Here is a 24,496-nt window from a genome sequence, read left to right as displayed (position 1 = left end):
CCAAACCCCTATTCGCTCGTCTCCAAGCCGATCGCCTTAATCTCTGATTCTAAGCACAAGCTCCGTCCCGTCGATCGCTTTCACGGTAATTCCCTCCGGAATCGTGAGCTCGTATTTCAGCTTCCCTCCCTTCCCTCTCTTCCAGCTTGCTTCCATCATGCCAAAGCGCGTCGGCACAGCGCCTTCCGCCCAATCGAGATCACCGGCATGCGGAGCAAGATATACCTCCTGATCGCCGAGTCTGCTTAAATCAAGGCCCAACACGGATTGCGTCAAAATATAACTCGGCGATGCGCCCCAGCCGTGACTAAAGCTCACGGGAATATGATCAACTAAATAAGTTGGCGTATTGCCTTGATAAGCGCTCGGCACGGTACAGGCCGGCGTTGACGGATCATACGTCTCCCACCAGGTCGTCGCTCCCCGGTCCAGCATGCCGCCCCAATAGCTTCTTATGATTTCCAGGGCGCGGTCTACGCGTCCTTTGCTCATCAGCGTCTCCAGAACCACATGATAGAAAAAAGCGCCTCTTAACGGCGGCAGCTTTCCGCCGTCGTACCATTCGTCCAGGAAGCGGTCCTCTTCCGCCGGGTCCATCAGGCCGGACCATATCGCCGCAAAGTTGGTCTGAGCCGTGATCTGCTTCGATAATCCGTCCGATCCGATGCAATCCGCAAACACGATCTCGCCAGGGGGCCGCATCTGCTCCCTTATGGCAGCGCGAAGCCGGACCGCCTGGTCGTTCCACTGCCCTGCCAGTTCACCGTGTCCAACCTCTTGCGCCAGCTCCGCCGCCAACCCGAGCGCCTTGTAATAGAAGCAGGAGACGGCCGTCACCCGATCGCGCCGGTCGATGTAATCGGCCCAGTCGATAAAGCACCACCAGCCAGGCCGGTCGGCGCCGGCAAACAGGCCATCCCGATCCTCCTGCAGCGCGAACCACGCCATCAACCGCGTAATGGCCGGCCAGATTTCTTCCAGGAAACCGCGGTCCTTCGTATACAGCCAGTGGGAATGCACGCCGAACAACCAATGCGCGCAGAAATCGGGCAGCAGAAACGAGTTTCGTTCCGGGCCGGTACCGGGTATGGAGCCGTCGTCGTTCTGAATCCGCGCCCCTTGCAAGAGACATTTGCGCAGCAGCCGATCGTCTCCGAACGCATGGTAGATGACTTTGCCCATGACCACGGCATCGGCTACCCAGAGCGCCTCCTCGCGCAGCGGACAATCCTCCAGATGGTCCTGGCTGTTCACCAGCGTCGTATACGCCCCGACCTCCCAAATCCGGTTCAGACGCTCATCGCTGCAGCGAAAAAAGCCGGATTCGTCAAACGGATAGTGGACGGATTCGACGCCGAAGCGCGATATCGTCAGCGCGGCCGGCGTCGCCTGTGCCGTAACCTGAAGGAAACGGAAAGCCCGGCGGCCAAAGGGCTTCAACCGATTTCGCCCCTTGCGCAGGATGAAAGTGTCATACAACTGCAGCTCCAGCGATTCTCCGTACGACAGCTGGATCACGCCGCCCTCGGGTGCGTCCAGCTCCAGCTCGGGATACCCCACGATTTCGCTAGCAAAGTCATACACAACACCCGGCAGCGAGCCGGGCATACTGGCATCAAGCGTCCAGTCCGTTGTACCTGCCGCTAACCCGCCTGGATCTCTTTCTTTTCCCGCTGAGTCCTCTGGCAAGCCAATAACTTCTTGACTCGAAGGGGCATGCTCCGGCGTACCGAACGCTTCCGTGCTGCCTAAGCGATTCCGCAGCATGCCGGACTCCCCCAGGCTGACGCCGAAATTGGTCTCGGTCCGCACGATCGCGGCCGGACTGACCCATTCCCTGTGCAGCGGAGGAATCTCCCGCGGAAGCAGTCGCGGCCATGGCGAATCCGGATCCAATGCTTTGGCGATAACCACCGCCCCGCTCCAGGAGGAATCGTCGTAAGCGGATTCCTCCCATCCGTCCTCCTGCTCCGCGAGATAAATTTCGCGGAATCCGTTCCACTGATGCTGGCGCGACACCCGGGCCATCCATCTTGGCGATCGCCGGACCTTCCAATCCGCATCCGTGGCGGCCACGCAGAACACTCCGTTCCCCTGCTCGATCTCAAGCTCGGCAATCAATCCCCCCGGCCCTTGCATCTGGCCTGTCACGATATCGGTCGAACCGAAATTGTAGGCGACGATGGCCAGCACATTCCTACCTTTCGCCAGCAGCGGGGTCACATCGATCTCGTCGTAATATTTCCACTGCTGGTCGGCAGGTGAAGGCCCCCTCCCGACCACGGTACCATTGACATAGAGCAAGTACTCCTGGTTGGCTGACACGTACAATCGGCCCGCCATCGGCGCTTCCTGCAAGTCAAAACTCCTTCTCGCTTCCAGATACACGTTGGCCGTATTCGGGGGGAAATCTCCCCAGATCCAGCTCGCTTGCCAGTGCTCTTTCATCATGCCCTCCCTGCCAGCTCGGCTTCCCCGATGCGAGCTGATTTGATCATGCGGCCATGCTCCAGCTTCCATTCCACCTTAATCAAGCCCCTGGGACTTGGAATCACGCCCCGTGCGGCCGTGAGCCCTCCGATCGCATGAGGCTCGAAAGCGATGCGGGCATATCCGGGCTCAAGCGCGCGAATCCCCAGGACATACCTGGCAATCCAGACCACCGGCGTGCTCGACCAGCTGTGGCACAGACTCATCCGATAGGAATCGTACGCGGTATACGTGGTCAGGGCATGGTGAATATCGCTGCTCGGCGTCAGCCTGATCCCCTCCCAGAACGTGGTTGCTCCCGCATCCAGCATCGTTCCCCAGACCGTAGCGATAACCGCCCACGCCCGTTCGTGCATGCCGTACTCCGAGTAGCATTCCGCCAGCCAGTAGGCGGACAATGGCGTGAGCGGGTCCCTCAGCCGATAGTCGAGGAGAAATCTGCGTGCGCTGTCTTCTCCCACGTACCCGCTCTTAATGCCGATGACCGAGGTGAGCAGCGCGTATGACGGCCCGATGAACTGCTCCTCCTTAAGCTCCGCTTGCGGTTCATCCCAATGGAGCCCAAGCTCCGGCATGTAATCCGCCAGCTGTTTCATTTGGCTCTTCGCCATGCCGTAAATCGCGTTCAGGCACGCCCACGATTCAGACGCCCCCATGGGCGACCATTCGATAAAGGAATGTGCCTCTCTGGCATCCGGCATGAAAATCCCGCTGCACGGATCCGCATTCGCCTTCACCCAAGCGATATGCCGCTGCAGATCCTCACGGATTTCCCATACGAATTCGCGGTCTCCCGTCTCGAAGTAGTAATCCCATATGCTGCTGAGCCACCACAGCGTATAGGAGGGGAGATTGTTCATCCAATAGCCGTAAGGGGTCCGGCCCAGCTCCCGGAGCGACCGCTTCAAAACCGAATAATCGTCCCAGAGCGAGTATTCGGTTTTGGCGGCCAGGTAAATATCGTAAGCCCAATTCAGGCGATCCCGCTTGATGCCGTCCCACAATCCGATTTGATGGCAGACCCGGCTGGTATGCACCGACACGTCATAGATGCGCTGTAGAAGGTTGTTGTCCGTCTGCAGCTGCCCCGCCTGGTTCAGCGCTGCACCGGCAGCCTCCAATCGGAGCTCGAGATGGAATGTTCCTCCATCGTCCCCGCTTACGTAAATTTGCACGTACCGCATGCCCTGGGGATTCGTTGCCGACAGGCTCCCCGGCGGAATCGCCAACCACTCGGTCATGCATCCGTCATAATGCCGCAGCTCTTGCAAGGATTCAGCGCCATTCCACAGCAAACCGATCTCGGAATCGCCGTGGTTGGTCACCTGCATCCGAACATTGAGCTCATGGGGCAATTCCAGCAGCAGCTTCGGCATCCGGCTCAAATCCAGCCCTTTCTGCTGAGTCCTGCGTTCCTTCCATTCGCCCTGCTTCAGAAGATGATAAAAAATATGCCGTTCATTCCGGGACTCCACTTTGCCTAGGATGATTCGCCCTCCGGCCGTTCCATTCAGCTGAATTACACCATCTATGCCGCTGACCGCTTCCACTCCGGCTGCGGACATGACTCTTATGCCTTGAACAGGCTCGACCACGATATCGCCGTATCCTCCGGCAATAAACCAAGGAGGCGCATGATCCAGGTCTCCGAAGGGCTCCTCGCCCCAAACGCATACCACCTCTGCCGGACCGTCCCCGGCCTCCCAGGTATCATCCGTTGCCAGCCATAAGCCTTCGCTTCCGCTCAAGTAGGCGATGCATCCCACCGAGCGGTCATGCAGATGCATATTGATGGGATGCATCGGCATCGGCTCCGTATTTCGGAGCTCGATTCGGAGCGTATAGGCTCCAGGCTCCAAACTGCCGGGGAGCCCCTCTACCGGATAAAATGCGGACGTATGCCTGGCATGCTCCGGGAAATGGCCGATCACGTCATCGTTCAGCCTGATCTCGGCTTCTCCCGTACAGGCGATTCTCATCTCAAGCTGCTCAACCGCGGCATGCAGGACAAAGGTTTTTTCCAGTACGACATGCCGCCGGCCCTCACGTTCCCTGTGCCAGATCCAGCTGGGTATCTTCTCCGCTTGCCTGTGTATATTCATCCATCTCTCTCCATTTGGTCCGTCGTTTTATATTTTTAAAGCCCCTTGCGTAACGCCTTGAATGTAATACTTCATCCCGAAGCTGAACAGCAGCACCAGCGGAATCGCCGAAATGATGTACGCCGCGAATTCCACGCCCATGTTGGAGATGCCGAACTGGTTCGTGAATTGCGTAAGCCCGACGCCAATCATCTGGATGCTGTTCGATTTAATGGTCAAAAGCGGCCAGATGTAATCGTTATAGATCCCGACGGACTGCATGATCATCAAGGTCATGAGGACGGGAACGGACAGAGGCAGCACCATTCTCGTGAACACCACGAACTCTCCCGCACCGTCGATTTTGGCGGCATCAAACAGCTCGTTGGAAATGCCCGCCATGAAGCTCCTGCACAGAAAGGTGCCGAAAATCTGTCCGCCCGCGGCCGCGCTGATAATGATGACCCACGGCGTATTCACCAGCCCCAGATTCGCATACAGCACATAAGAAGGGATCAGCGTCATGACGCCCGGTATCATCATGATGGCCAGCATCAGCATGAACAGCACCTCCTTGCCGAGAAAGTCCTTCTTGGCAAAGGTATAGCCCGCAACGGCGGACAGGGCCACGACCAGCGTGCCGCCCACCGCCGCATAGAACACCGTATTCAAGGTATACCGCCAGATCGCCGCGAAGGCTTCCGCATAATTCGCGGTCTGCGCCGGGATGGGCAGCGTCCAGATGCCTCCCAGAATCTGCGCGTTATTTTTGAAGGATGAAATCAAGGTGAAAGCGATGGGGGCGAGGGTCAACGCAACAAAAACGATAAGCAGCACATAAAGCGCCGACTGCTGAACGAGTCTAGCCTTAGCATTCATGCCGTTTCCCTCCTAATCCGTATTGGTTTTGATGAATTTCATATTGATGACCGTAATCACCATGATGATGGCAAACATGCTGACGCCAAGCGCCGACGCATAGCCCAGGTCATTGAATTTCGTTGCGGCAAAATACATCTGCAGCGCCGGCACGTAGGTCGAATCGGCAGGCCCCCCGCCGGTCACGATCAGGATGGAGCCGAAGTCCTGAATGATGCCGATCAGCGCGAGCACGATCAGCAGCTTGAATTGCCCTGCCAGCAGCGGCAGGTGAATCGCCCGGATAATGCGGAAGGATTTGGCGCCGTCGATTCTCGCCGCTTCGATCACTTCTTCCGGAATGGCAATCAGCCCCGAGTACATCACCAGCAGCTGCAGGATGCCGACAAACGGAAAGCCCATCATAATGATGGCCCACAGCGCCGTATTCGGGTCCCCCAGCCAAGGATGGCTTAGAGAGCCGAGTCCGATCATGCGCAGCAGCTGGTTCACAAGGCCGATGTTCGGATCGTACATGTCCTGCCAGACCAACAGCATGCCAACGGATGGGATGACCATGGAAATGACGAAAAACGTGCGAAATACATACTGGGACCTTTTGCTTCTCAGATGATAGATCAGCTCCGCCACGATCAGCGGCGGAATGAGAGCCTTGAACAATCCGGTGACGATGAGGATGAGCAGATTGCCCACGCCTTTGGTGACGTACGGATCGTTCGCCATTCGCCTGAAATTGTCCAGCCCGATAAACTCGCTTCTGGCCCCGGGATTCCAGTCGTACAAAGAATGAATCAAGCCGGAGAACGCCGGGATATACAGGAATATAATAATGAGCGTAAAGCTGGGGAGCAGCATGGCATACGCCAGTTTGCTCTTCCACAACCGGTGAAGAATGTAAGGTTTTTTGCGCCATAACCAGAAAAATAACAGGGCCGTCAACAGAACGAATACGATCACGGCCGCTACCTGTACCACGGTTTTGACCATCGCCGCCTGTTTGCCTTGCTCCAGCACGGCCCCGACTTCATATTGGAAGACGGCTCCTTTGTCCGAGCCTGCGAAGAGCCGCGTGCCGTCTTTGCTGAACCGGATTTGCTGGCCGGCTCCGGCCTCCTTCGTGCTCCACAACAAATCGCCGTCTTGATTGGCCACGTAATAATTGCCCGAGTAATCCGCTACCCCGATAAACTCCCCGTCATGGGTGACATGAACGGAGGTCACTTTATCCTTGGTCAACAATTCGCCAAGCCTGCTGCCCTCCGCCGAATAGAGGACCGCTTTATTGCTGGACGTTCCGACCACCATCGTTCCGTTATCCGCAACGGAAGCATGAAGAATGTCGCCCTCCAGCGGCGTCTGGAATTGCAGCTCGCCGGCAGGATTGAACAAATAGGCATACTGGTTCGCGGCTCCGGCTGCCAGCCATTGCCCGTTCGGGGATACCGCGGCGCTCTTCACCGCGATGCCGATCGAAATTTCACGCAGCGTCTGTCCTTGTTCGTCCAGGACATGCACCAAACTTTCGTTATGCAGCGTCACGATAGCCAGCTTGCCGTCGGGCGTTGCCGACAGATTCTTGATCATTTTCTTAAAATCCCGCTTCCACAGCTCCTTGCCGTCAGCACTCAGCATATAAAGATGCCGGTCATCGGAAGTGACGAGCATGCGGCCGTCATTCAGGAGGGCGACACCGGTCACGACGTTGTTTGCCATGAATTCGAATCGCTGGGTGCCGTCGCGCTGAAGAAGAATGGCACTCGCGTTCTGCGTACCGACCGCCACCAGCTCGCCGTCTTCCGATATGGACAAGGCTTTGATCGTAAGGCCCTGCTCCATCGTCCAGATCGGCTCAGAGGCATGGATCGGCTGGGCAAATAGAAATAGCAGCAGCGAAGCCAGCAGGCAGGAATATATGGTTCTCATCACCTTCGTGTTCACACTCCCTTCCATGCCAAGTGAACCCGCAGGACTTCACCGATGAAGGCGAAGTCCTGCGCCTTACAGCCGTTTACAGCCTTCTAATGCTACTGTCTGACAGGCGGCTGACGCTCCGGATTCTCGATATCGGAGAGTTCTTTTTTGCGTTCCTTGAGCATGGCTTCGAATTTGGCGTCAATATCCGCCTGGTACTGCTTCAGCAGCTGATCCACATCGATTTCATCGTTGAAGTATTTGGAGATCAGGCCGATATAGCTCTGCACGGACGGCTGATAGTCATGGAGACCGCGGGCCAACACGTTGCCCGGGCTGTTCAGCCCTTCCGTATTCCCGATCGCGTCAAACGATTCGAACGTCTTCTTCATTTCTTCCGGCAGCTCGATGTCGTTAAGCAGCGGCGCGCCGTTCAAGGAGGCGTCTTTGGAATTCTGGATAGCTTCCAGGTACACTTTATATCCTTCCGGGCTGGTCAAATACATCATGAAATCCACGTTCAGGGCCGTTTGCTCCGCATTCTTCTTCACGAAGCCGTAGAAGCCGGTGTAGATGTGAATCGTTCTCGCCGGAGCCTGGACCAGCTCCCCTTCCATGGAAGGCATGTTGAAGAATCCGAAGTCGAAGGATTTCACGCCGCCGCTCTCTCCCGTTTTTTCCGCATCGGCAAAATCCTTGGGAAGCTGCCAATAGGAGGACGGAAGCGCGACCATGGTTGCGGCCTTGCCTGTCAGGAAGAGCTTGTAGGCCTGCTCCTCGGACATGCCCATGAAACCGTCCGGGGCATAACCGAACAAGGTTTTCAGATTTGTCATGACTTCGCGCCACGCCGGATTGCCCTCGACTTTATACGGGCCGACTTTGTTTTTGATCGCCTGGTACATTCGCAGCTCGTTCGTCGATACTTTGGAACGGGAATCGTTGTACGGGTCGCTCAGGTCGAACTTCCAGTTATCGTCGATGTTTGGCATGTACGTATAATCTTCCGGCTTTGATTTGATCAGCTCCACGTAATCGCGGAAGTACTGGTCCGGATAAATGCGCATGAGCCAGCCCGCCTGACCGCTCCACAGGGAGAGCGCGTTGCCGCCGATCGTGAACGGGATATAACCCGCCGCCTTTAGTTTGTCGTAGGTCGCGATGAGTTCATCGAACGTTTTAGGGGTATCGGTAATCCCCGCTTTCTCGAACATCTCTTTGTTGTACATCCAGAGGATTTGAACCGATTCAAAGTTAAGCGCTTGCAAAGTTTGTAGGTTAGGGTCATCCAGATTAACGCCCATGCCGTCCAGGTTGAAGCTTTCCTTCCAGAGCTTTCCGGTGTAGGGGTTCTCCGTCTCCAGCCAAGGCTTGAAGTCCACGAATTTCTGGTCTTCGTTCAGGTCGCTGTTTTCATTCGTGTTCACAAAATCGGCCTCCGGCTCTCCGGCGGCAAACTGAGCCTGCAGCCATTCGCGGTAACCCTCGGCCGGCTTGATATCCACGACGACCTTCACGTCCGGATGCTTAGCCATGTAAGCGTCGGCTACCTTGCCCCAAACCTCGGCTGAGGCACCGCGCAAGGATATTTGGAGCGTGCCGCTTTTAGGTTTTTCCGTATCTTCTCCGGCTGGTTCGGCTGGTGTTTTGTTATCCGTTGGGGTAGGCTGTTCGGATGGTGACGGGCTGGCGGTATTGGGTCCGCTGCTGGTACAGCCCGCTGCGATGATGATCATTAGTGAGGAAATCAAAATGAGGCTTACGATTTTTCTAAAATGGATCATGACGTTCACTCCCCTAAGCGTTTAATGAATTCGCTTACATTTATGTGAAGTCTTAGATGTCTAAATTGGACCCGCATCACTCCCTTCAAGGTTAACAGGGTGCAAAAACGTTTTTGCACCCTTCAAAAAAAGAATCGTCCAACGAAAATATCCGTTTTCAGGTCGATTCTCTTTCAATGACGGTACACGGCAAAACGATCGTCTGAATATCGTCAAAACGAATTTCGCCGTCAATCAGCTGCATTAACAGCTTCGCTGCTTCCAGGCCCATCTGCCGCATCGGCAGCTCGATCGATGTAATGGATGGCCGGGCCAACTGGGACACGGCCGTGTTATCGAATCCGATCACCGCCAGGTCCTCCGGCACCTTGTAACCCAGCTCCTGAGCCTTCTCGACGACGCGGGAAGCGATCACGTCGCGTCCGGCGATGATGGCGGTAGGACGCTCGACTCTGTTCAGCAGCTTCTCCGTTTCCGTATACCCGCTGTCTTCTTCGAAGGAACCGATCTCCACCAGCCGCTCATCGAACCCGTCGCCTAATTCCTCCATGGCCTGGCGGTAGCCGTTATACCGGTCCAGCGAGGCATCCACTTCCAGCGAGCATGGGGTGATGAGCGCAATCCGGCGATGACCCTTGCCGATCAGATATTTAACGGCTTCATAGGCGCCTTGCTCGTTATCCGCATTGACGCTGTGACACACCCCGGGCATGGTCGGCCTCCCGAGCAGGACAAAAGGAAACCGGTTCTTGATCAGCTCCCCATACGGCTGGTTAATGGCCGCCCCCATCAGGATCAGCCCATCCGCCGATTGCTTGCGGTAGACGTCCAGCAGGTGATCCGCCAATTTATTCGTACTCGGCTTCTGAAAGGACAGCAGCAAATCGTAATTGTTGTCTCCCGTCGCCTCCCCAAGTCCCTTGACGACGTCGAGGAGAATGGTATTCTCCAAACCGTCCACCGTATCCTCGACCACCAGGCCGATGTTGTTCGTCTTCTTCGTAACCAATCCGCGCGCGGATTGGTTCGGCCGGTAATTCAGCTTCTCGATTGCATCGAATATCCGCTTCTTGGTCGCTTCCGCTACATGCGCGGAGCCATTGACCGCAAACGACACGGTACAAACCGCTACGCCGGCCTCACGGGCGACGTCTTTTATGGTTGCTGCCATCATGATCATCCTTATCCAAAATTATAGGAAAGCATTTGGTTAGACTATAAATGCAGAACTGTAAAACCGCAGAGTTCCAACCACTTATGTAAACGCTATCAGGTATTAGCCGATTACGGCGTTATCGCGTTGAAGAAAGAATCGCCGAATGACGCAACGATTGATGTTCTCGTGATGCAAAACGTTTTTGCAAAAACGATTTGTATATAAAATACACCGGGTTATCGGCAGTGTCAATCCTGTTTTTTGTTCTTATTTTATCTATTTCGTAAATGAATAGCTCGTCAACGAACCGCTGTACGTTTGATATAGGTCCGTGATAACTCCTCTAACTTTGCAAACAAAGGATTGATTTCCAGCGGCGATTCCCCTAACATTAAACATTATAATGATATAATGTTTAATGTTCGCAAAATCATGGATGCAGGGGGATTTCATATGAAATTTCATTTCGAGGGCGCTGTTACGGATGTCATGCCAGGCATTGAGCTGCTGCTGGATGAGCTTGGCGTCGAACTTTTGGAAAACGGCATCCCCGTTGAGGTAGCCTTGTCCGATGGCGATCTGGAGGTCGGCAGGGACCGAGATCGCGCCTATATTCGTTACGGACGAAAACATCAATTTTTTCGGGGACTCGGCTTGCTGGTTCAACATAGCCGCCAAAGCGATTCGTTCCACCTTCACGAACGCCAGCAATTTGACCAAATCGGCCCGATGTTCGACCTGTCCCGCAACGCCGTGCTGACCGTGGACAGCTTTAAGCTCATGCTGAATAAAATGGCCCTGATGGGCATGAACAGCGTGATGCTGTACATGGAGGACACCTACCAGATCGAAGGCGAGCCGTATTTCGGTTATATGCGCGGTCGCTACACGCAGGCGGAGCTGAAAGAGATGGACGATTATGCCGATCAATTCGGGATCGAGGCTTTTCCAAGCATCCAAACCTTGGCGCACCTGGAGGAGTTTCTGAAGTGGGAGCCCATCAAGCATTACCGCGATACGAAGGGTGCCTTGCTCGTTGGCAGCGAGCAGACCGATTCCCTGATTGAACGGATGATCGAGGCTGCCAGCGCTCCGTTCCGCAGCAACAAGATTCATATCGGGATGGACGAAGCGGAGGAGCTCGGACGTGGTAAATATTTGGATCACAACGGTTATGTGAGCCGTTTCGACATTATGATCGCCCATCTGGACAAAGTCCTGGCTGCCGTCCGCAAGCGCGGCCTGAAGCCGATGATGTGGAGCGACATGTTCCTGAAGCTCGCTGCCGGCGGAGGCGGCGATGCGGCGTATTACGACAAGGACACCTCGATCCCGGAGGATATGGCCCGCCGCATCCCGAAGGATGTGGACATGGTGTACTGGGATTACACCCACATGGAGCCGGCAGACTATGAGAAGCTGATCGCCAATCACCGCCCGCTGGGCTGCAACCTCGTGTTTGCCGGAGCCGTCTGGATCTTTAACACATTCGGCGTCAACTACGGGTTGTCCCTGAACGCATCGAATGTTGCGCTTCAAGTGTGCAAGCAGGAAGGAATCCGCGAGGTATACGCCACGATGTGGGGCGACGACGGCAACGAAGGAAATCCGTTCGCGGCGCTGCTCGGTCTGCAGCTTTATGCCGAGCATGCCTACTCGGAACAGGAGCCTTCCCTGGCTCAGTTGGCGGAACGGGTGAAATTCTGTACGGGCATCGACATGGAGGCGTTCCTCCTGCTGAAGGATCTGGACGAGATTCCCGGCCAGGAGCCGAACAACGCCAAGCAGAGCAACCCGTCGAAATTTTTGCTGTACCAGGATGTGCTCCTCGGGATGTTCGACAAACAGATCGAAGGCCTGGACCTCTCGAACCACTATGCCGAGCTGGAGCAAAACCTGCGCGCGAAGCGCGATAGCACAGCCGAACTGGACTATCTGTTCGAGATGCCGGAGAAGCTGAGCGCCGTCCTCAAACGCAAGAGCGAAATCGGCATTCTGCTGAAGCAAGCCTATGATGCCAAGGACGTCGATACCTTAAGGCATATGGCCAAGAACGTGCTCCCTGCCATCTCCAAAGCCGTGCAAGAGCTGCGCATTGCCCACCGTACGCAGTGGCATCGGATGTTCAAACCCTTCGGCTGGGAGGTCATCGACATCCGCTATGGCGGCGTCATCACCCGCCTGGACACCGCATCGTTCCGCATTCTGGACTACGTGGAGGGACGGACGGCACGTATCGAGGAGCTTGAGCAGGAACGGCTGGTGTTCAGCACAACCAACCGCGACAACCACAAGGGCGTCGGCTGGTGCAGCCATTATTACCGCATGGCTTCGCCGAACGTGTTCTACCATGTCCTGAATCCTTTTTAAGGGTTCCGGCTGTCGGATTCTGCTGATGCCCTGTCATCAACACCTAATAAAAAGCCCCGGTTGCCGGGGCTTTTTTTGCATTTATCGCTGAGGCTTAGGCGATATGCTCTATTCACGCTCAGGATCCGTGCCGCTGCACTTCCTCATACCAGTCTCGCACATCCCGGCTAAGCCGTTCCACGATCTCCGGGTAACGGTCCGCCAGGTTGGAGCGCTCCCCGGGATCCCTGGACAGATCGGACAAGTGAATCTGATCCGGAACCACGCGGTCAAAATCGAGTTTTCCGTTCAGCACCAGCTTCCAATCCCCTTCCCGGACAGCCAGTTGGCCTTGATACTCCCAGAACAATTGCTTATGCGGCGACGGCTCGCGCATTTGCAGCATTTCCTTCAGGCTGCTTCCATCCAGCGGTATGCCTTTAAGCGGTCCTGCCGCCGGATCGACGCCGGCCAGATCCAAAAAGGTCGGTGCGATGTCCATCATAGCCGCCACTTCATCTCGCACTTGTCCGCCTTCCCATCCGTTCGGCCAGCTCAATATGGCAGGTTCGCGGATTCCGCCTTCGAACAGGCTTGCTTTATGCCCCCGGAAAATCCCCGCGCTTCCCCCGTAATACACGTCCTCCGTCCCATCCAGCCAGTTCCGGCTCTCGGAGGACGGTCCGTTATCGCTGGAGAAGAAAATGACCGTATCCTCGTAACAGCCGGCTTCCTTCAGCGCCTTTACGATCTCCCCGACGCCATCGTCCACCGCGGCAATCATGGCGGCCATGACCTGCCGATCCCAAGGCAAATGCGCAAACCGGTCCATGTATTCCTGCGGCGCATGCATCGGATAATGCGGCGCGTTGTACGATGCAAACAAGAAGAACGGAGCCTCCTGCTCCTGCTCCCGCGACCGCTGAATGAAATCAACCGATCGTTCCGTGATCAGCTCGGTCATGTACCGGCCGTTCTCCCAAACCTCCGTTTCGTTTTCCCATAGATCATGCAGGGGGTTGACGCCATGGGCTTGGCCCCAGTAAAAAATGTGCGAGTAAAAATCGACGCAGCCTGCCTTGAATCCGAAAAACTCATCAAATCCATGCGCATTCGGGCTGGTTTCCTCGGACAAGCCCAAATGCCATTTTCCATACAGCGCCGTCCTGTACCCGGCAGGCTTGAGCGCCTTGGCCAACGTCACCTCGTCCGCAGGCAGTCCATGCGAGCCGCGCTTCGCCCCCAGAATCTCGCCGACTCCCGCTCGGGCCGGGTACTTGCCCGTCAATAATGAAGCTCGTGACGGAGAGCAGACCGGGGAATTCGAATACCAATTCGTAAAACGAATGCCTTCGTCAGCCAACCCGTCCAGATGCGGGGTTTTCACGGTGTCCGAACCGTAGCATCCAAGATCTCCATACCCTAAGTCATCGCAATAAATCACGATAAAATTCGGTTGTTTCATATCTCCATTCACCTCTACTATGCTCGACTTGTTCCTCATCATCGTACCTTTTGGCGGACGAATACGGAATGCTCCAGCCTTGCAATCGTTATACAATATGTTGCATCATAGCAATAACAAAAGAAATGATCGCTATAGGTGGAAGGAGGACACATGAGTTTAACAGTGAATCAGCGGCCATCCCGAGAAGAATACTTTAACAACCCGGCTCACTTTGAGACACAACTGGGATTATGGATATTCAAATCCGGATCCCACCCCTTTTTCACCGAAAAAGTCGGTCCCCGGTCCGTCGAATTTTATAGTATACATTTCGTTGCCAGCGGCAAGGTGCGGTTCGGATGGGACGGCAGCAGCATCTCCCTCTCGGAAGGCGATCTTTTCTGCCTTTTCCCCGGCTCGGTCTATACGTATGTCAAGGACTGCGACGAGCCGTCCACCATGATCACCTGGACGGCCTTTATGGGCGAGTTGATGCCGTCCATATTGAAGCATGTCGATTTATGTCCGGAACGGCCCTATCGTCAAAATGCCTTCAGGGACGATGCCTTGGCTGTCATCAAGGACATTCAGCGATTGCTCCGGCAGCCCCAGCAGGACCATAGCCTTCAGCTGATGTCGCTGGGATTCCAGTTGATCCACAGCATCGATCCCAACCGGGACCAGCACCTTCCCGCTGCTTCGGCTGCTTCGGACTGGCTCGAGTCCGTCCCCGGATATATGGGGCTTCATTGCACGGAGAACCTATCCGTGGAGGAGCTTGCCGCCTGGGCCGGCGTGCATCGCAGTCACTTCACCCGCGCGTTTACCCGCCGATACGGCATCTCTCCGTCCCGCTACATGCAGCAGTTGATCATGGAGAAAGCGACCCGCCTGTTATCCGCCGAGGGAACCAGCATCACGCAGACCGCTTTATCCCTGGGCTATTCGGATTTGTTTACGTTCTCCCGCGCCTTTACCCGGTATTTCGGAATGACGCCAAGCGCATTCGTGAAAGCGAACCGCCCATCATCGAGAACAAGCGAATAACAAGGAACCGCCCTACGATAAAAGATAAAGGGAACACCATTATCGATCCTACAGCAACGAAAAGAGGCCATCCGATTAGGGATAGCCTCTAGTCTTTTTACATACCTATTTTTCGTGGCTACAAACGGTAGGAACCTATTCCTCCATCAGCTTCCACAGCGTGGTGAATGCTGCACCTTCCAATTGAAAGAACACAGGCGCATTGGCATATCGCACATATTGGCCGCCTTTGAACAGTCTTAACTGGACTTCCGTCCCGTCCTGCAGCTGGATATACAGAAATTTCTGCTCGCTAGGCCCGGTCTCGTAGATCCCTTGCTCAAACAAAGGTTCGGCCGCGATCGGCTTCGCTTCATATAAAGCTTCAACGAAGGCTTGCACCTCCGCATCGGCGGAAAGCTCGCGCAATTTGTTCTCGCCCATGTTCCAGCTGTCGAAATCCTGCCATTTGACCGAAGTCATGTTCCCCATCAGATTCAGCTTGCCGATAATATCCTCGCCCTTGGCCACCGTAATCCCGTTTAGATGCTCATACAATTCGGCGTAGACTTCCCCGTCGTGCTCCATGTAGGACATAATTCTAAAATCGGCGTCGTATCCCTTAACCGTAAAGATGTCCATTTCGCCGATCGTCGAGGCAAGCTCCGTGTAATCATCGGAGGAGCTCCACTCCGTAATCCCCGACTTCGACCGTCCGAGCTTGTCGCCCCGCAGCTGCTTGGCAATTTCCGGCGTGATTTGCGTACCGGTTTGGGTGTAGATATTGCCCTGGTATACAACCAAACCGATCATGTCGGCTTTGACGTTGCTCTCGCCCGGAAGCTCGATTTTCGGAATGGTTACCGGATCGTGACCAACCTTCGCGGTCGGCGGGGTATTCGACCCAGTCCCTTGTTGAACCACCGGGATATCGCTGACCGCTGGCTCGTTCTCAAGATTCAATACCAGCGAAGTCACTACCACCAGCCCCAGCATAATGGCCGCGGTGACGCCGGCGACCCCCAGTCGGCTCATTCTTGTCGTTTGACGCTGATTTTGTTTCATTCCTTTCATAATCCGCTCCTCCATTCCTTTATCAGGTTCGATTCGATCTATCAATGATTTGTAGTCACTCCGATTCATCAATCGTCCTCTCCTTCCAAGTCCATGCGCAGCAGCTTCCTGCCGCGCTGAAGACGCATCTTGACCGCAGACTCATTAATCTGCAAAATCCCGGCGATTTCCTTAACGGAATAATCCTCGTAATAAAACAGATGGATGACCGACTTATACTTGAACGGCAAACTCATGACGTTATCCATCAGCGTCCGTTCCGACGGTTCGACAAAATAATCGTTCATATGCTCCATTTTGGTTACCCGCTTGCGCCACAGGCTCCCTTGCATGTTCTTGCAGTGGTTCGTAATCACCCGGATGAGCCAAGCTTTCTTATGCTCCTGATCCCTGAAGTCGGGCGCTTTATATATCAGTTTAATGAACGTCTCCTGAATGGCTTCTTCGACATCCTGTTTATTCCCAAGGTACACCATCGCTATTTTAAAAAGCATATCGCCATATAATTCATAGGTTTCCGTAATATCTCCGCCCGGCCGGAGCGAATCGATCTGCATCGCCTTTAGACCTCCTTTTACCCTTAACACAGTTATGGACGCGGATCGGTCACATTTTGTTTTTAAGTTTTTTGGATTAAAAAAGAGGGTGTCCCAAAAGCTCTTAGATCTCGTGTGCCCCTCTTTCTGTTAGGAGACGCTCCGTGTACGAATCGTTTACGAAAGAAGCGGTGCAACGAAAGTAAAAAACAAGAAAATGGCGGTGCAAGGATCGCCTCCTTAGCACCGCCATTTCTATTTCCCATTTTGTTGATCAATGGAGTGTTCTTTAGCAGATTTGCTGGTGGACTCCCCCTTCTCGTTTATAACCGAGAGGCTTACCCATTATGCATCCAGCCGCTATAGAACCTGTTTATTTTACGTACGTCAAATCCTGCATCAAACGATGGAGCACAGCGGCGCTTTCGCCGCGGGTGGCATTCGATTTAGGATGGAAGCGCTGCTTCGGATCTCCGTTCAGAATATCAAGTGCCTCCAATTCATACACCGCCACCTGAGACCAAGCACCGATCGCGGACGCATCGGCAAAATGAGCTTTTGCCGCGTCGACGGGGTTATATCCGGCATACTCCAGCGCGTTGTAGGCCATCACGGCCATCTCTTCGCGCGTGATCGTCCGATTCGGCTTAAAGGTGCCGTCCGTGTAGCCGTTAATGATATCGGCATCGACTGCTGCCTGGATCGCTCCCGCGTACCAGTCGGATGAAGCCACGTCCTGGAAGCTGCCTGACGCAGCGTCTGCAGAAAGTCCCAATGCCCGGACGACAAGCGCTGCGAACTCGGCCCGAGTGACTGGAGCGTTCGGAACAAAGGTCTGCTCCGTGCGCCCGGTTACGATCATTTTGGCCGCAAGCGATTCAACCTCACCCTTCGACCAATGCGACGCGATGTCCTGGAACGTTACCGGGTTCTGCAACACCAGATACGTGCTGTTCGTGCGGCTATAGATATCGATACGTTGGCCGTTCACCTTGAATGGTACTGGCGTGTATTCGCCGTTTCCATCCACTCGAACAACCGCAATGTCCGTCAACGCATGCGATTTGTCGACATTCAGGGACCGTTTCACATACGTTTGGAACGAATCCAGCGTGAAAGTCTTGCCATTGCCGGACTTCACCGTCACGGTGTGGCTCACGGCTTGCAGCGCTTTATATCCTTTGGACGCCGCTGATTTAAGGGCATCCGCATCGACAGCAAGCTGAATGACCAATTGAAGGCTGTTCATGTCCGAGCCGGCTTGGGCTGCCAGCGCTTGAAGATTGATCTCCGTCTTCGGAAGTTCATAGCTTCCGTAAGGCGTAGCTACCACCAGCACCTGCGCGCTTGTCTGATCAAGCCACGCACGCAGCGCTTCATTCTCGATGGTAACGGATGAAGAAGAGATGGACTGCGTGCTTGTTACCTCTACGGTAACTTTTCCGCCAACAGGCTGTTTTAGGGCTTCCTTCATGGCCACTCCGGTCACGCTGCCTGCCGCCGCGCCGTTCTCCACCTTCACCGGCACCTTAATCTTGCCTGGCTCCGCCGGCGGCGTCGTGCCAGGGTTGGAAGGATTCACGGGAGGCGTCGTCGGAGTTCCAGGCGTGCCCGGATTTCCAGGGTTGCCCGGCCCAGGCTCTCCCGGACCACCCGGAAGCGGCGCTCCCTTCAAGTCCGTAATCCGTCCTTCCACGGCGGAGGTCTTGGCCGTGATGGTGCCTACCTTTTTCACATAGTTCGAGAACACCTCATAGTCAGGCTTATAAAGCAGGTTCACGCGCCCTTCCAGATAAGCCTTCTCGAGCGAAGCATAGAAATCGCCGCCCTTAGCGGTAAATGCGTTCGTCGCTACCTCATACGATTTATTCATGTCGATCGGCTCGTATCCGTTCTTGCCTTTCACCTCGATGCGCAGGACGCGTGATCCAACCGGCTTGGTCGAATCATAATAGAACCTCATGCCCGCGATATGCGGAAAGCGCCCGTCCTGAGCAGGGGTTTTGGAGACCCCGTTCTCCATGGCTTCTTTAATCTCGGCGCCCGTTAACGTGATCGTGACGAGATCATTGTTAAACGGAAGCACCGTCATGACGTCACCCATCGTGATTTTGCCTGCTTCAATGGATTCGCGGATGCCGCCGCCGTTCTGCAGGGCGATGACCGCATTCGTGCCGGCGGCTTGCGCCGCATCCAGCATGCCATCGGCAATCAGATTGCCGAGATTCGTTTCCTTCGTGCGGACATCGGCGCGGACGCCGTTCAGCTTCACTTCTGTCGTGCCAACCTCCGTTTGTTTCAATTCCTCCACGCCCGGCTTATATTTGGTGTTCAGAATTTGCAAAGCTTCGGGATCCGGCTGAATTACATACTGCTCATTGCTATCTTTCTCGTCAACGGAAATGAGGCTGCTGTTCCACTCTTGCAGAACACCCTCGTCATCAAATACGACCTCAAGCTGGCCTAAGAATTGACCTTTTTCACCTGTCTGCACGATCAGCTTCGGTTCGCTGTCCGTACGGTCCACGACCGCCTGATCCAGCTTGGTATGACTGTGACCGCCCACGATGATGTCGATGCCCTCGACTTCCTTCGCAAGGTTGACATCCACGTCATAACCGAGGTGCGACAGTACGACGATTTTGTTGATACCTTCCTTCCTCAGCATCGCTACGGTGTCTTTTGCCTTTTGCACCGCATCCTCAAAAGTTACGTCTCCAGGCGAAGCGATGTTCGCCGTGTCTTCGGTTGTCAGTCCGATGAGGCCAACCTGCTCCCCATCTACCTCCATGATGATGGCCGGATAGATGGTTGCATCCTTGGCATCCCGGGTCACTTCATTTTTGAATTTCTGGGTCAATAAAGCATCGGCCGAAAAATTCACGTTCGAGGAAACAAACGGGAATTCCGCATGCTCGATGAAATCGTTCAGCACCTCGGATCCTTTATCGAACTCATGGTTACCGAAGGTCATGGCATCATATTGAACCAAATTCATGAACTCCAGATCGGCAAGTCCCAAATATTGATTAAAATACAGCGTGCCTGAGAATACGTCTCCCGCATCCACGAGCAGTGGATTGACCGCATTCGCTCTGGCTTCCTTGATTGCCGTAACCCGGCGCGCAATATTATCCGGCGAGCTTACGGTGTCCAGATTGGCATGCGTGTCATTGGTATGCAAAATCGTCAGCGGGAAGCCGTCCACGGCTTCTTCCTTCAGGTCGATCTGGGCGACGACCGGATCATGATCCGATACGCGGCCCTTGGAGGCCGGGAAATCGGCGTTCAGATGCACGATATCGACTTGCGTAGAACGGGTCAGGTTCTTGCTGACCAGAATATGATCCAGCACCTGCGAGTTTCCGTCATACGTGTACGTGTACTGCTCCATGAGCGGAAGCGTCTCGATCAGGTTGTCTAATTCGTTGCCCTTTAAAATGTTCGCCGTCTCGGTAAATTGGAAATCATTCAAATCCCCCAGCACGACGACGTTCGCATCAGGATTAGCGGACACCACGTCTTTCACGAATCCGTTCACGACCGCTGCGATCTGATGGCGCTGGGTTTCGCTGGAGAGAACCGGCGGCTGGGTATTGCCGAATGGCCCTTGATCTCCGGATTTCGAGTTAAAATGATTCGCGATGACGATCACTTTTTCCCCTTGGAATTCGAACTGTGCTGCCAGCGGCTTGCGCGATGCGTTGAATGCCGCATTCTGCGGATCAATCCGGCCCGGATTCAGGGTTAACTGATCCTTCGCCGCATCATACGCCACGGATTCCGTCGGGGATCCCTTCTTGCCCTGAACGCTGTCCGATAACTGGACGCGATCCGCGTTGTAGAGGAAACCGACCCGAATGTTGGCTCCCGGCGCCCCCCCGTCGTTATTATTCTCTGGTTCAATGTCGGTAAAGCTGTAAGTTGGTCCGCCGGCTGCCTTGATGGCGTTAATCAAGGTCTGGTAGCTTTGATCGGCCGCGGTGGTTCCGTTGTTCTGCTCTCCGTTGTTATCCTGTACTTCCACGAGACCGATAATATCCGGAGACTTGATGTTGTTAACGATCGATTCCGCCAGCTTGTTGATTTTGGCGGAGCTTACGCCCGGGTAGAAATTTTCAATATTATACGTCGCTACTCTGAGGTGTTCCGCATTCACGTCAATTGTAGATACCTCTTGCTTAAAAGAGCTGCTTTGGATTGCAGGCAAGCTGTCTTTGGCAGGGATCACCTTGAAGTTCCCGCCGTTATACCCGATCACGCCGATCACATCATCGGCAAACGTATCGCCCGTGCTCACTTCCTGACCCGGATTGCCGTAAGCAATCAAAAGACGCTGCGGGTTGAAATTGCCGTTCTCTTTCAGAACCAGCCCGCCCGCCGGCGTAATGACATCGGCGACATCATTTTCGACCCGGGTCGCAATGTTGTAGGTTCCGCTGCTTGTCCAATAGGGACTAATGATCGTTGGCTGCGGAAGTCTGACCAACATGCCCTCCAGCGACTCGTAGAAGTCGATGGCATCCTCCTCCGGATCGAACGTGGTCATGCCGTCATTATCGATAATGGCAGCCGGAATCGGACGTCCGCCTTTGCCTAATAGAACAGGGTCCGGCAGCTGCTGTGCCTGATCGAGCTTCTTGAACGATTGCAGCTCGATTTGAGTGGAAGTCAGGTTGCTGGAGCTTCCCTCGTTATACTCGGCCACTTTACCGGCTACGCTTACCAGATCTCCGATTTGAGGACGGTTTGGATCCGTGGAATACACGAAAATGGCATCCGAGGTATTCGGATTGGAATCCGGCTTCGGATCCTGGATATAGAATCCCTTAATGCTGCCGTTAGAGAACGTATAACCGTACTGGGTTACAACGCCTTCAATATCGGTTACCGTCTGTCCGTTATACGGCGAAACATGGTCCTCGCCTTGGATATCCGCGATGCGCGGCTGCTGAGTAGCCTTGTAAGCAAATTCGTATACCTTGCTCACATCGGCACCCGAGACGACGATCGCTTTGATGGTTGTGTCACGGTCAATCTGAATCGGTGCGCTGTACAGCGTGCTTGCTGTCGTAGGAACCGATCCATCAAGCGTATAATAGATGCTTGCGCCTTGCGTAGGGCTGGACAGCGTCACCGTTCCCCCGGTAATGATCGGTCCGGCACCCGGACTTGCGATTACGGAGAACATCTCTTCGATTAAGGCATCCTCGCCTAACGGAATCAGCTCATAGATGTTTCCGAACTGCTTCACCACGCCCGTGATGCGGCTGAAGGTTTTCACCGTCTTCAGCTTGGACAAGCCGGAATAGATGATGAATTCATGCCCGCCTTGCTCGGCTGTGTATTCCCCAGGTCTATTCTCGGACTTGATGGTGACATCATTCAGGGAGACTAGTCTTGCCTCATAGTTCTCCCCTGCAGCTGAAGATAGATCAGCTCCGGTAATTGGGAGAGCCTGCGGCACTCCGACTTGGTTCCCCGTTACGTCGTGCGGCAGCAAGGCGTGCGGTTTGATCTCCTGAAGATTGTTGTAAATCTCCATCACGCCGGCCACGCTCACCCGGTCGCCAACGCTGGCATTAAGCGGGTAATCATAGAGCACGATACCTGCCGTATCGTCTTGAATATAGGTCTCTCTCCCTTCGATATGCGTAATGATACCTTCCGTCCAAACATGCTCGCCTTTCGCCTTGCTGCGGGCATCAGCGACGGACGTTTGCGTTAAAATATCGTATTGGAACGAGGAGACCGGCCCATCCGGCTGGTCATCTTGGGCTGCATAGGCATGCACCCGCGTAGGCTCGTTAAGGATGATCGGGCCGGTGACGAGTTGGAATCCGGACCCGTTCCCGCCGGACAAATATACATCCGCATAAACGGAAGCGCCTACTGTAGGCGGATTCAGCGTAATCTCCGTTCCGGCTGGCCAGGCATTAGGCTCCGGATTGGCCGTTACCGCTCCCAGGCCCGAGCCAGGCGTGACCGGCGTAACGGGACTCGCACTGTTCCGGGGATCGGGCGTCGTAACGGTAAAATCGGCCGCATTGTTATCCGTGTCGCGGCCGCGGTCATTTTGACCAACGGTCAATTCCTTGCGGATCGCTGCCGTGCTGTTGGATAGAGCTGCGGTCGGGCTCGTTTCATACTCTGAAGCGGACCCATAGCCAATGAGGTCGATGCGATCGCCAGCGGCGTTCACCAGATCTACTTTGCCATTGGAGCCGCTAAGGTTCAATGCTCCTGCAGCATCAGCTGTCGGCAAAGAAGCACCTACCGAGCCGCTACTCTGCTGTTGGATTAAGTAATAAGCATAAGGTTCTATGGTACCAGTTAAAGAGGTCGTGCCGTTAAAAGTGCCTGATGCGCTTGCATAACGTACCTTCCAGCCTGTAAGGTCGACCGGACTGCTGGTCGGATTGAACAATTCGATAAAATCATGAGTAAAAGATGCCCCGCTATTCCCGCCGCCACCGTACACTTGGCTGATCACAACCTGGTCATGTCGGGGAGAAGCCTCCGCCACCTTCACGGGACTAAAAGGAACGATGATACTCAGAAGCATCACGATAACCAAAAGCACACTTAACGGCCTTTGGCACCTATATAATCGAATGCGCATTCAGGTGTTCACTCCTCTATTCTATTAAATCTTCTTACCTTATTTACTATATATACCAGATATGTTTTGGGAGTTCTAACCTAAAGTATGCTGGATGTAAAAAAAACCTCCGATAGACCTAAACCCAAAGCTGGATAGGCATATCAGAGGTTCTATTTGTCTTACATCGACTTGCGCAATGCGTTACCGTTTACCTGAATCGAACGGCTCCCCTACCGCTTTCGGCGCATTCGAGGATTTGGAGAAAATCACGAGCGCGATCAGCGTGACGATATAAGGGAAGATCTTGAGAATGACCGGCGGGATTACCGCCAAGGACGGAATGACTTGGGATACGTTGGCTACCGTCGTGGCAAATCCGAAGAACAAGGTCGCCAGCAGGATGCCGAGCGGCTTCCATTGTCCGAAGATGAGGGATGCCAGGGCCAGGAACCCCAGTCCCGCAACGTTCCCCGTAAATTCGCCGGAATACGTCAACAGAATGACAGCCCCACCGAGTCCGGAAAAAGCACCCGAGATCATGACGCCCACATACCGCATGGACTGCACCTTAATACCGGCTGCTTCAGCCGCGTGCGGATGCTCACCGCAGGACCGGAGCCGCAGACCGAAAGGTGTTCTGTACAATATGAGCGCGCTTAGCACTAATACTAATAGAACAAGCCAGGTTGTTGCATAGGTTTTGGTAAAAAACAAATCCCCAATAACCGGTATCTTGGAGAGCAGAGGCACATCAAACGGCGCAAAACCATTCGTGATCGTAATCTTGCCGCTGCCCGTAATGTTACGGGCAAGGAAAATCGTCAAGGCACCCGCAATCATGTTGATCGCCGTACCGCTTATGATCTGATTGGCACTGAGGTTAATGCTGGCAAATGCATGCAGTAGCGAGAATAGCGCGCTCGCTGCCGCCGCGGCCAAAAGCCCTACCCATAATACCCACGATTGGCCAGGCCATTGGGCCTGCATTTTGAAAATGACAAAGGCGCCGATGAAAGAACCGACAATCATTAAGCCGTCAAGGCCGATATTGACGACCCCGCTTCGTTCACTGAACAGTGCGCCTAACGCAGTAATCAAAAGCGGGATCGTGTAAGCGATGGCATACGGAAAAATCTGTTCAATCGTTGTCCACATATGT

General features: G+C 54.5%; 13 protein-coding genes. 2 read left to right on the top strand and 11 right to left on the bottom strand.

All coding sequences use genetic code 11. The features are described from left to right. Positions 1-36: 36 nt before the first annotated feature. The 6 genes from P0X86_RS01535 to P0X86_RS01510 form a co-directional block, all read right to left on the bottom strand. Positions 37-2,448, bottom strand: a complete 2,412-nt coding sequence (locus P0X86_RS01535; protein WP_481858289.1) for an alpha-L-rhamnosidase-related protein — start codon at positions 2,446-2,448, stop codon at positions 37-39. Further along, on the bottom strand, positions 2,448-4,592 hold the full coding sequence (locus tag P0X86_RS01530) for an alpha-L-rhamnosidase C-terminal domain-containing protein (RefSeq protein ID WP_277747592.1): 2,145 nt from the start codon (positions 4,590-4,592) through the stop codon (positions 2,448-2,450). The genes P0X86_RS01535 and P0X86_RS01530 overlap by 1 nt, the downstream gene beginning before the upstream one ends. Before the next feature lie 27 nt (positions 4,593-4,619). Continuing rightward, a complete protein-coding gene (locus P0X86_RS01525) occupies positions 4,620-5,450 on the bottom strand; it encodes a carbohydrate ABC transporter permease (protein WP_277747591.1) in 831 nt (276 codons plus the stop codon). Between the two features lie 12 nt (positions 5,451-5,462). After that, positions 5,463-7,373 (bottom strand): ABC transporter permease subunit, encoded by a 1,911-nt coding sequence (locus P0X86_RS01520; protein WP_228469018.1) that lies wholly within the window; start codon positions 7,371-7,373, stop codon positions 5,463-5,465. A 101-nt stretch (positions 7,374-7,474) separates the two neighbouring features. Continuing rightward, on the bottom strand, positions 7,475-9,145 hold the full coding sequence (locus P0X86_RS01515) for an ABC transporter substrate-binding protein (RefSeq protein WP_277747590.1): 1,671 nt from the start codon (positions 9,143-9,145) through the stop codon (positions 7,475-7,477). 157 nt (positions 9,146-9,302) lie between these two features. Beyond that, positions 9,303-10,319 carry a LacI family DNA-binding transcriptional regulator gene (locus P0X86_RS01510; RefSeq protein ID WP_277747589.1) on the bottom strand — a complete coding sequence of 339 codons (1,017 nt, stop codon included), beginning with the start codon at positions 10,317-10,319 and terminating at the stop codon, positions 9,303-9,305. 435 nt (positions 10,320-10,754) lie between these two features. Between P0X86_RS01510 and P0X86_RS01505 the strand changes: the two genes are divergently transcribed. Next, positions 10,755-12,671 (top strand): beta-N-acetylhexosaminidase, encoded by a 1,917-nt coding sequence (locus P0X86_RS01505; RefSeq protein ID WP_277747588.1) that lies wholly within the window; start codon positions 10,755-10,757, stop codon positions 12,669-12,671. A gap of 118 nt (positions 12,672-12,789) precedes the next feature. Here the strand turns inward: P0X86_RS01505 and P0X86_RS01500 are convergent, their stop codons facing one another. After that, complete coding sequence (locus P0X86_RS01500; RefSeq protein ID WP_277747587.1) at positions 12,790-14,115, bottom strand: sulfatase-like hydrolase/transferase; 1,326 nt, start codon at positions 14,113-14,115, stop codon at positions 12,790-12,792. 153 nt (positions 14,116-14,268) lie between these two features. On the opposite strand from P0X86_RS01500, the gene P0X86_RS01495 reads away from it, so the two are divergent. Next, a complete protein-coding gene (locus P0X86_RS01495) occupies positions 14,269-15,144 on the top strand; it encodes an AraC family transcriptional regulator (RefSeq protein ID WP_277747586.1) in 876 nt (291 codons plus the stop codon). Between the two features lie 135 nt (positions 15,145-15,279). Here P0X86_RS01495 and P0X86_RS01490 read toward each other — a convergent pair whose 3' ends face one another. From P0X86_RS01490 to P0X86_RS01475, 4 genes are all read right to left on the bottom strand, one after another. Continuing rightward, positions 15,280-16,197 (bottom strand): hypothetical protein, encoded by a 918-nt coding sequence (locus P0X86_RS01490; protein ID WP_277747585.1) that lies wholly within the window; start codon positions 16,195-16,197, stop codon positions 15,280-15,282. 68 nt (positions 16,198-16,265) lie between these two features. Next, positions 16,266-16,754, bottom strand: coding sequence for an RNA polymerase sigma factor (locus P0X86_RS01485; RefSeq protein ID WP_009593946.1), 489 nt, complete (start codon positions 16,752-16,754; stop codon positions 16,266-16,268). 352 nt (positions 16,755-17,106) lie between these two features. Continuing rightward, the gene (locus tag P0X86_RS01480) at positions 17,107-23,355 is read right to left on the bottom strand and encodes a 5'-nucleotidase C-terminal domain-containing protein (RefSeq protein ID WP_277747584.1); all 6,249 of its coding nucleotides are present in this window, start codon (positions 23,353-23,355) and stop codon (positions 17,107-17,109) included. A 183-nt stretch (positions 23,356-23,538) separates the two neighbouring features. After that, positions 23,539-24,492: an ABC transporter permease gene (locus P0X86_RS01475; RefSeq protein ID WP_192570011.1), complete on the bottom strand. Its 954-nt coding sequence runs from the start codon at positions 24,490-24,492 to the stop codon at positions 23,539-23,541. Positions 24,493-24,496: the final 4 nt, after the last annotated feature.

It is taken from the genome of Paenibacillus sp. BR1-192 (assembly GCF_029542445.1).
Taxonomy (GTDB): domain Bacteria; phylum Bacillota; class Bacilli; order Paenibacillales; family Paenibacillaceae; genus Paenibacillus_AQ; species Paenibacillus_AQ lautus_A.
This window is presented reverse-complemented; position numbering and strand designations above follow the sequence as displayed.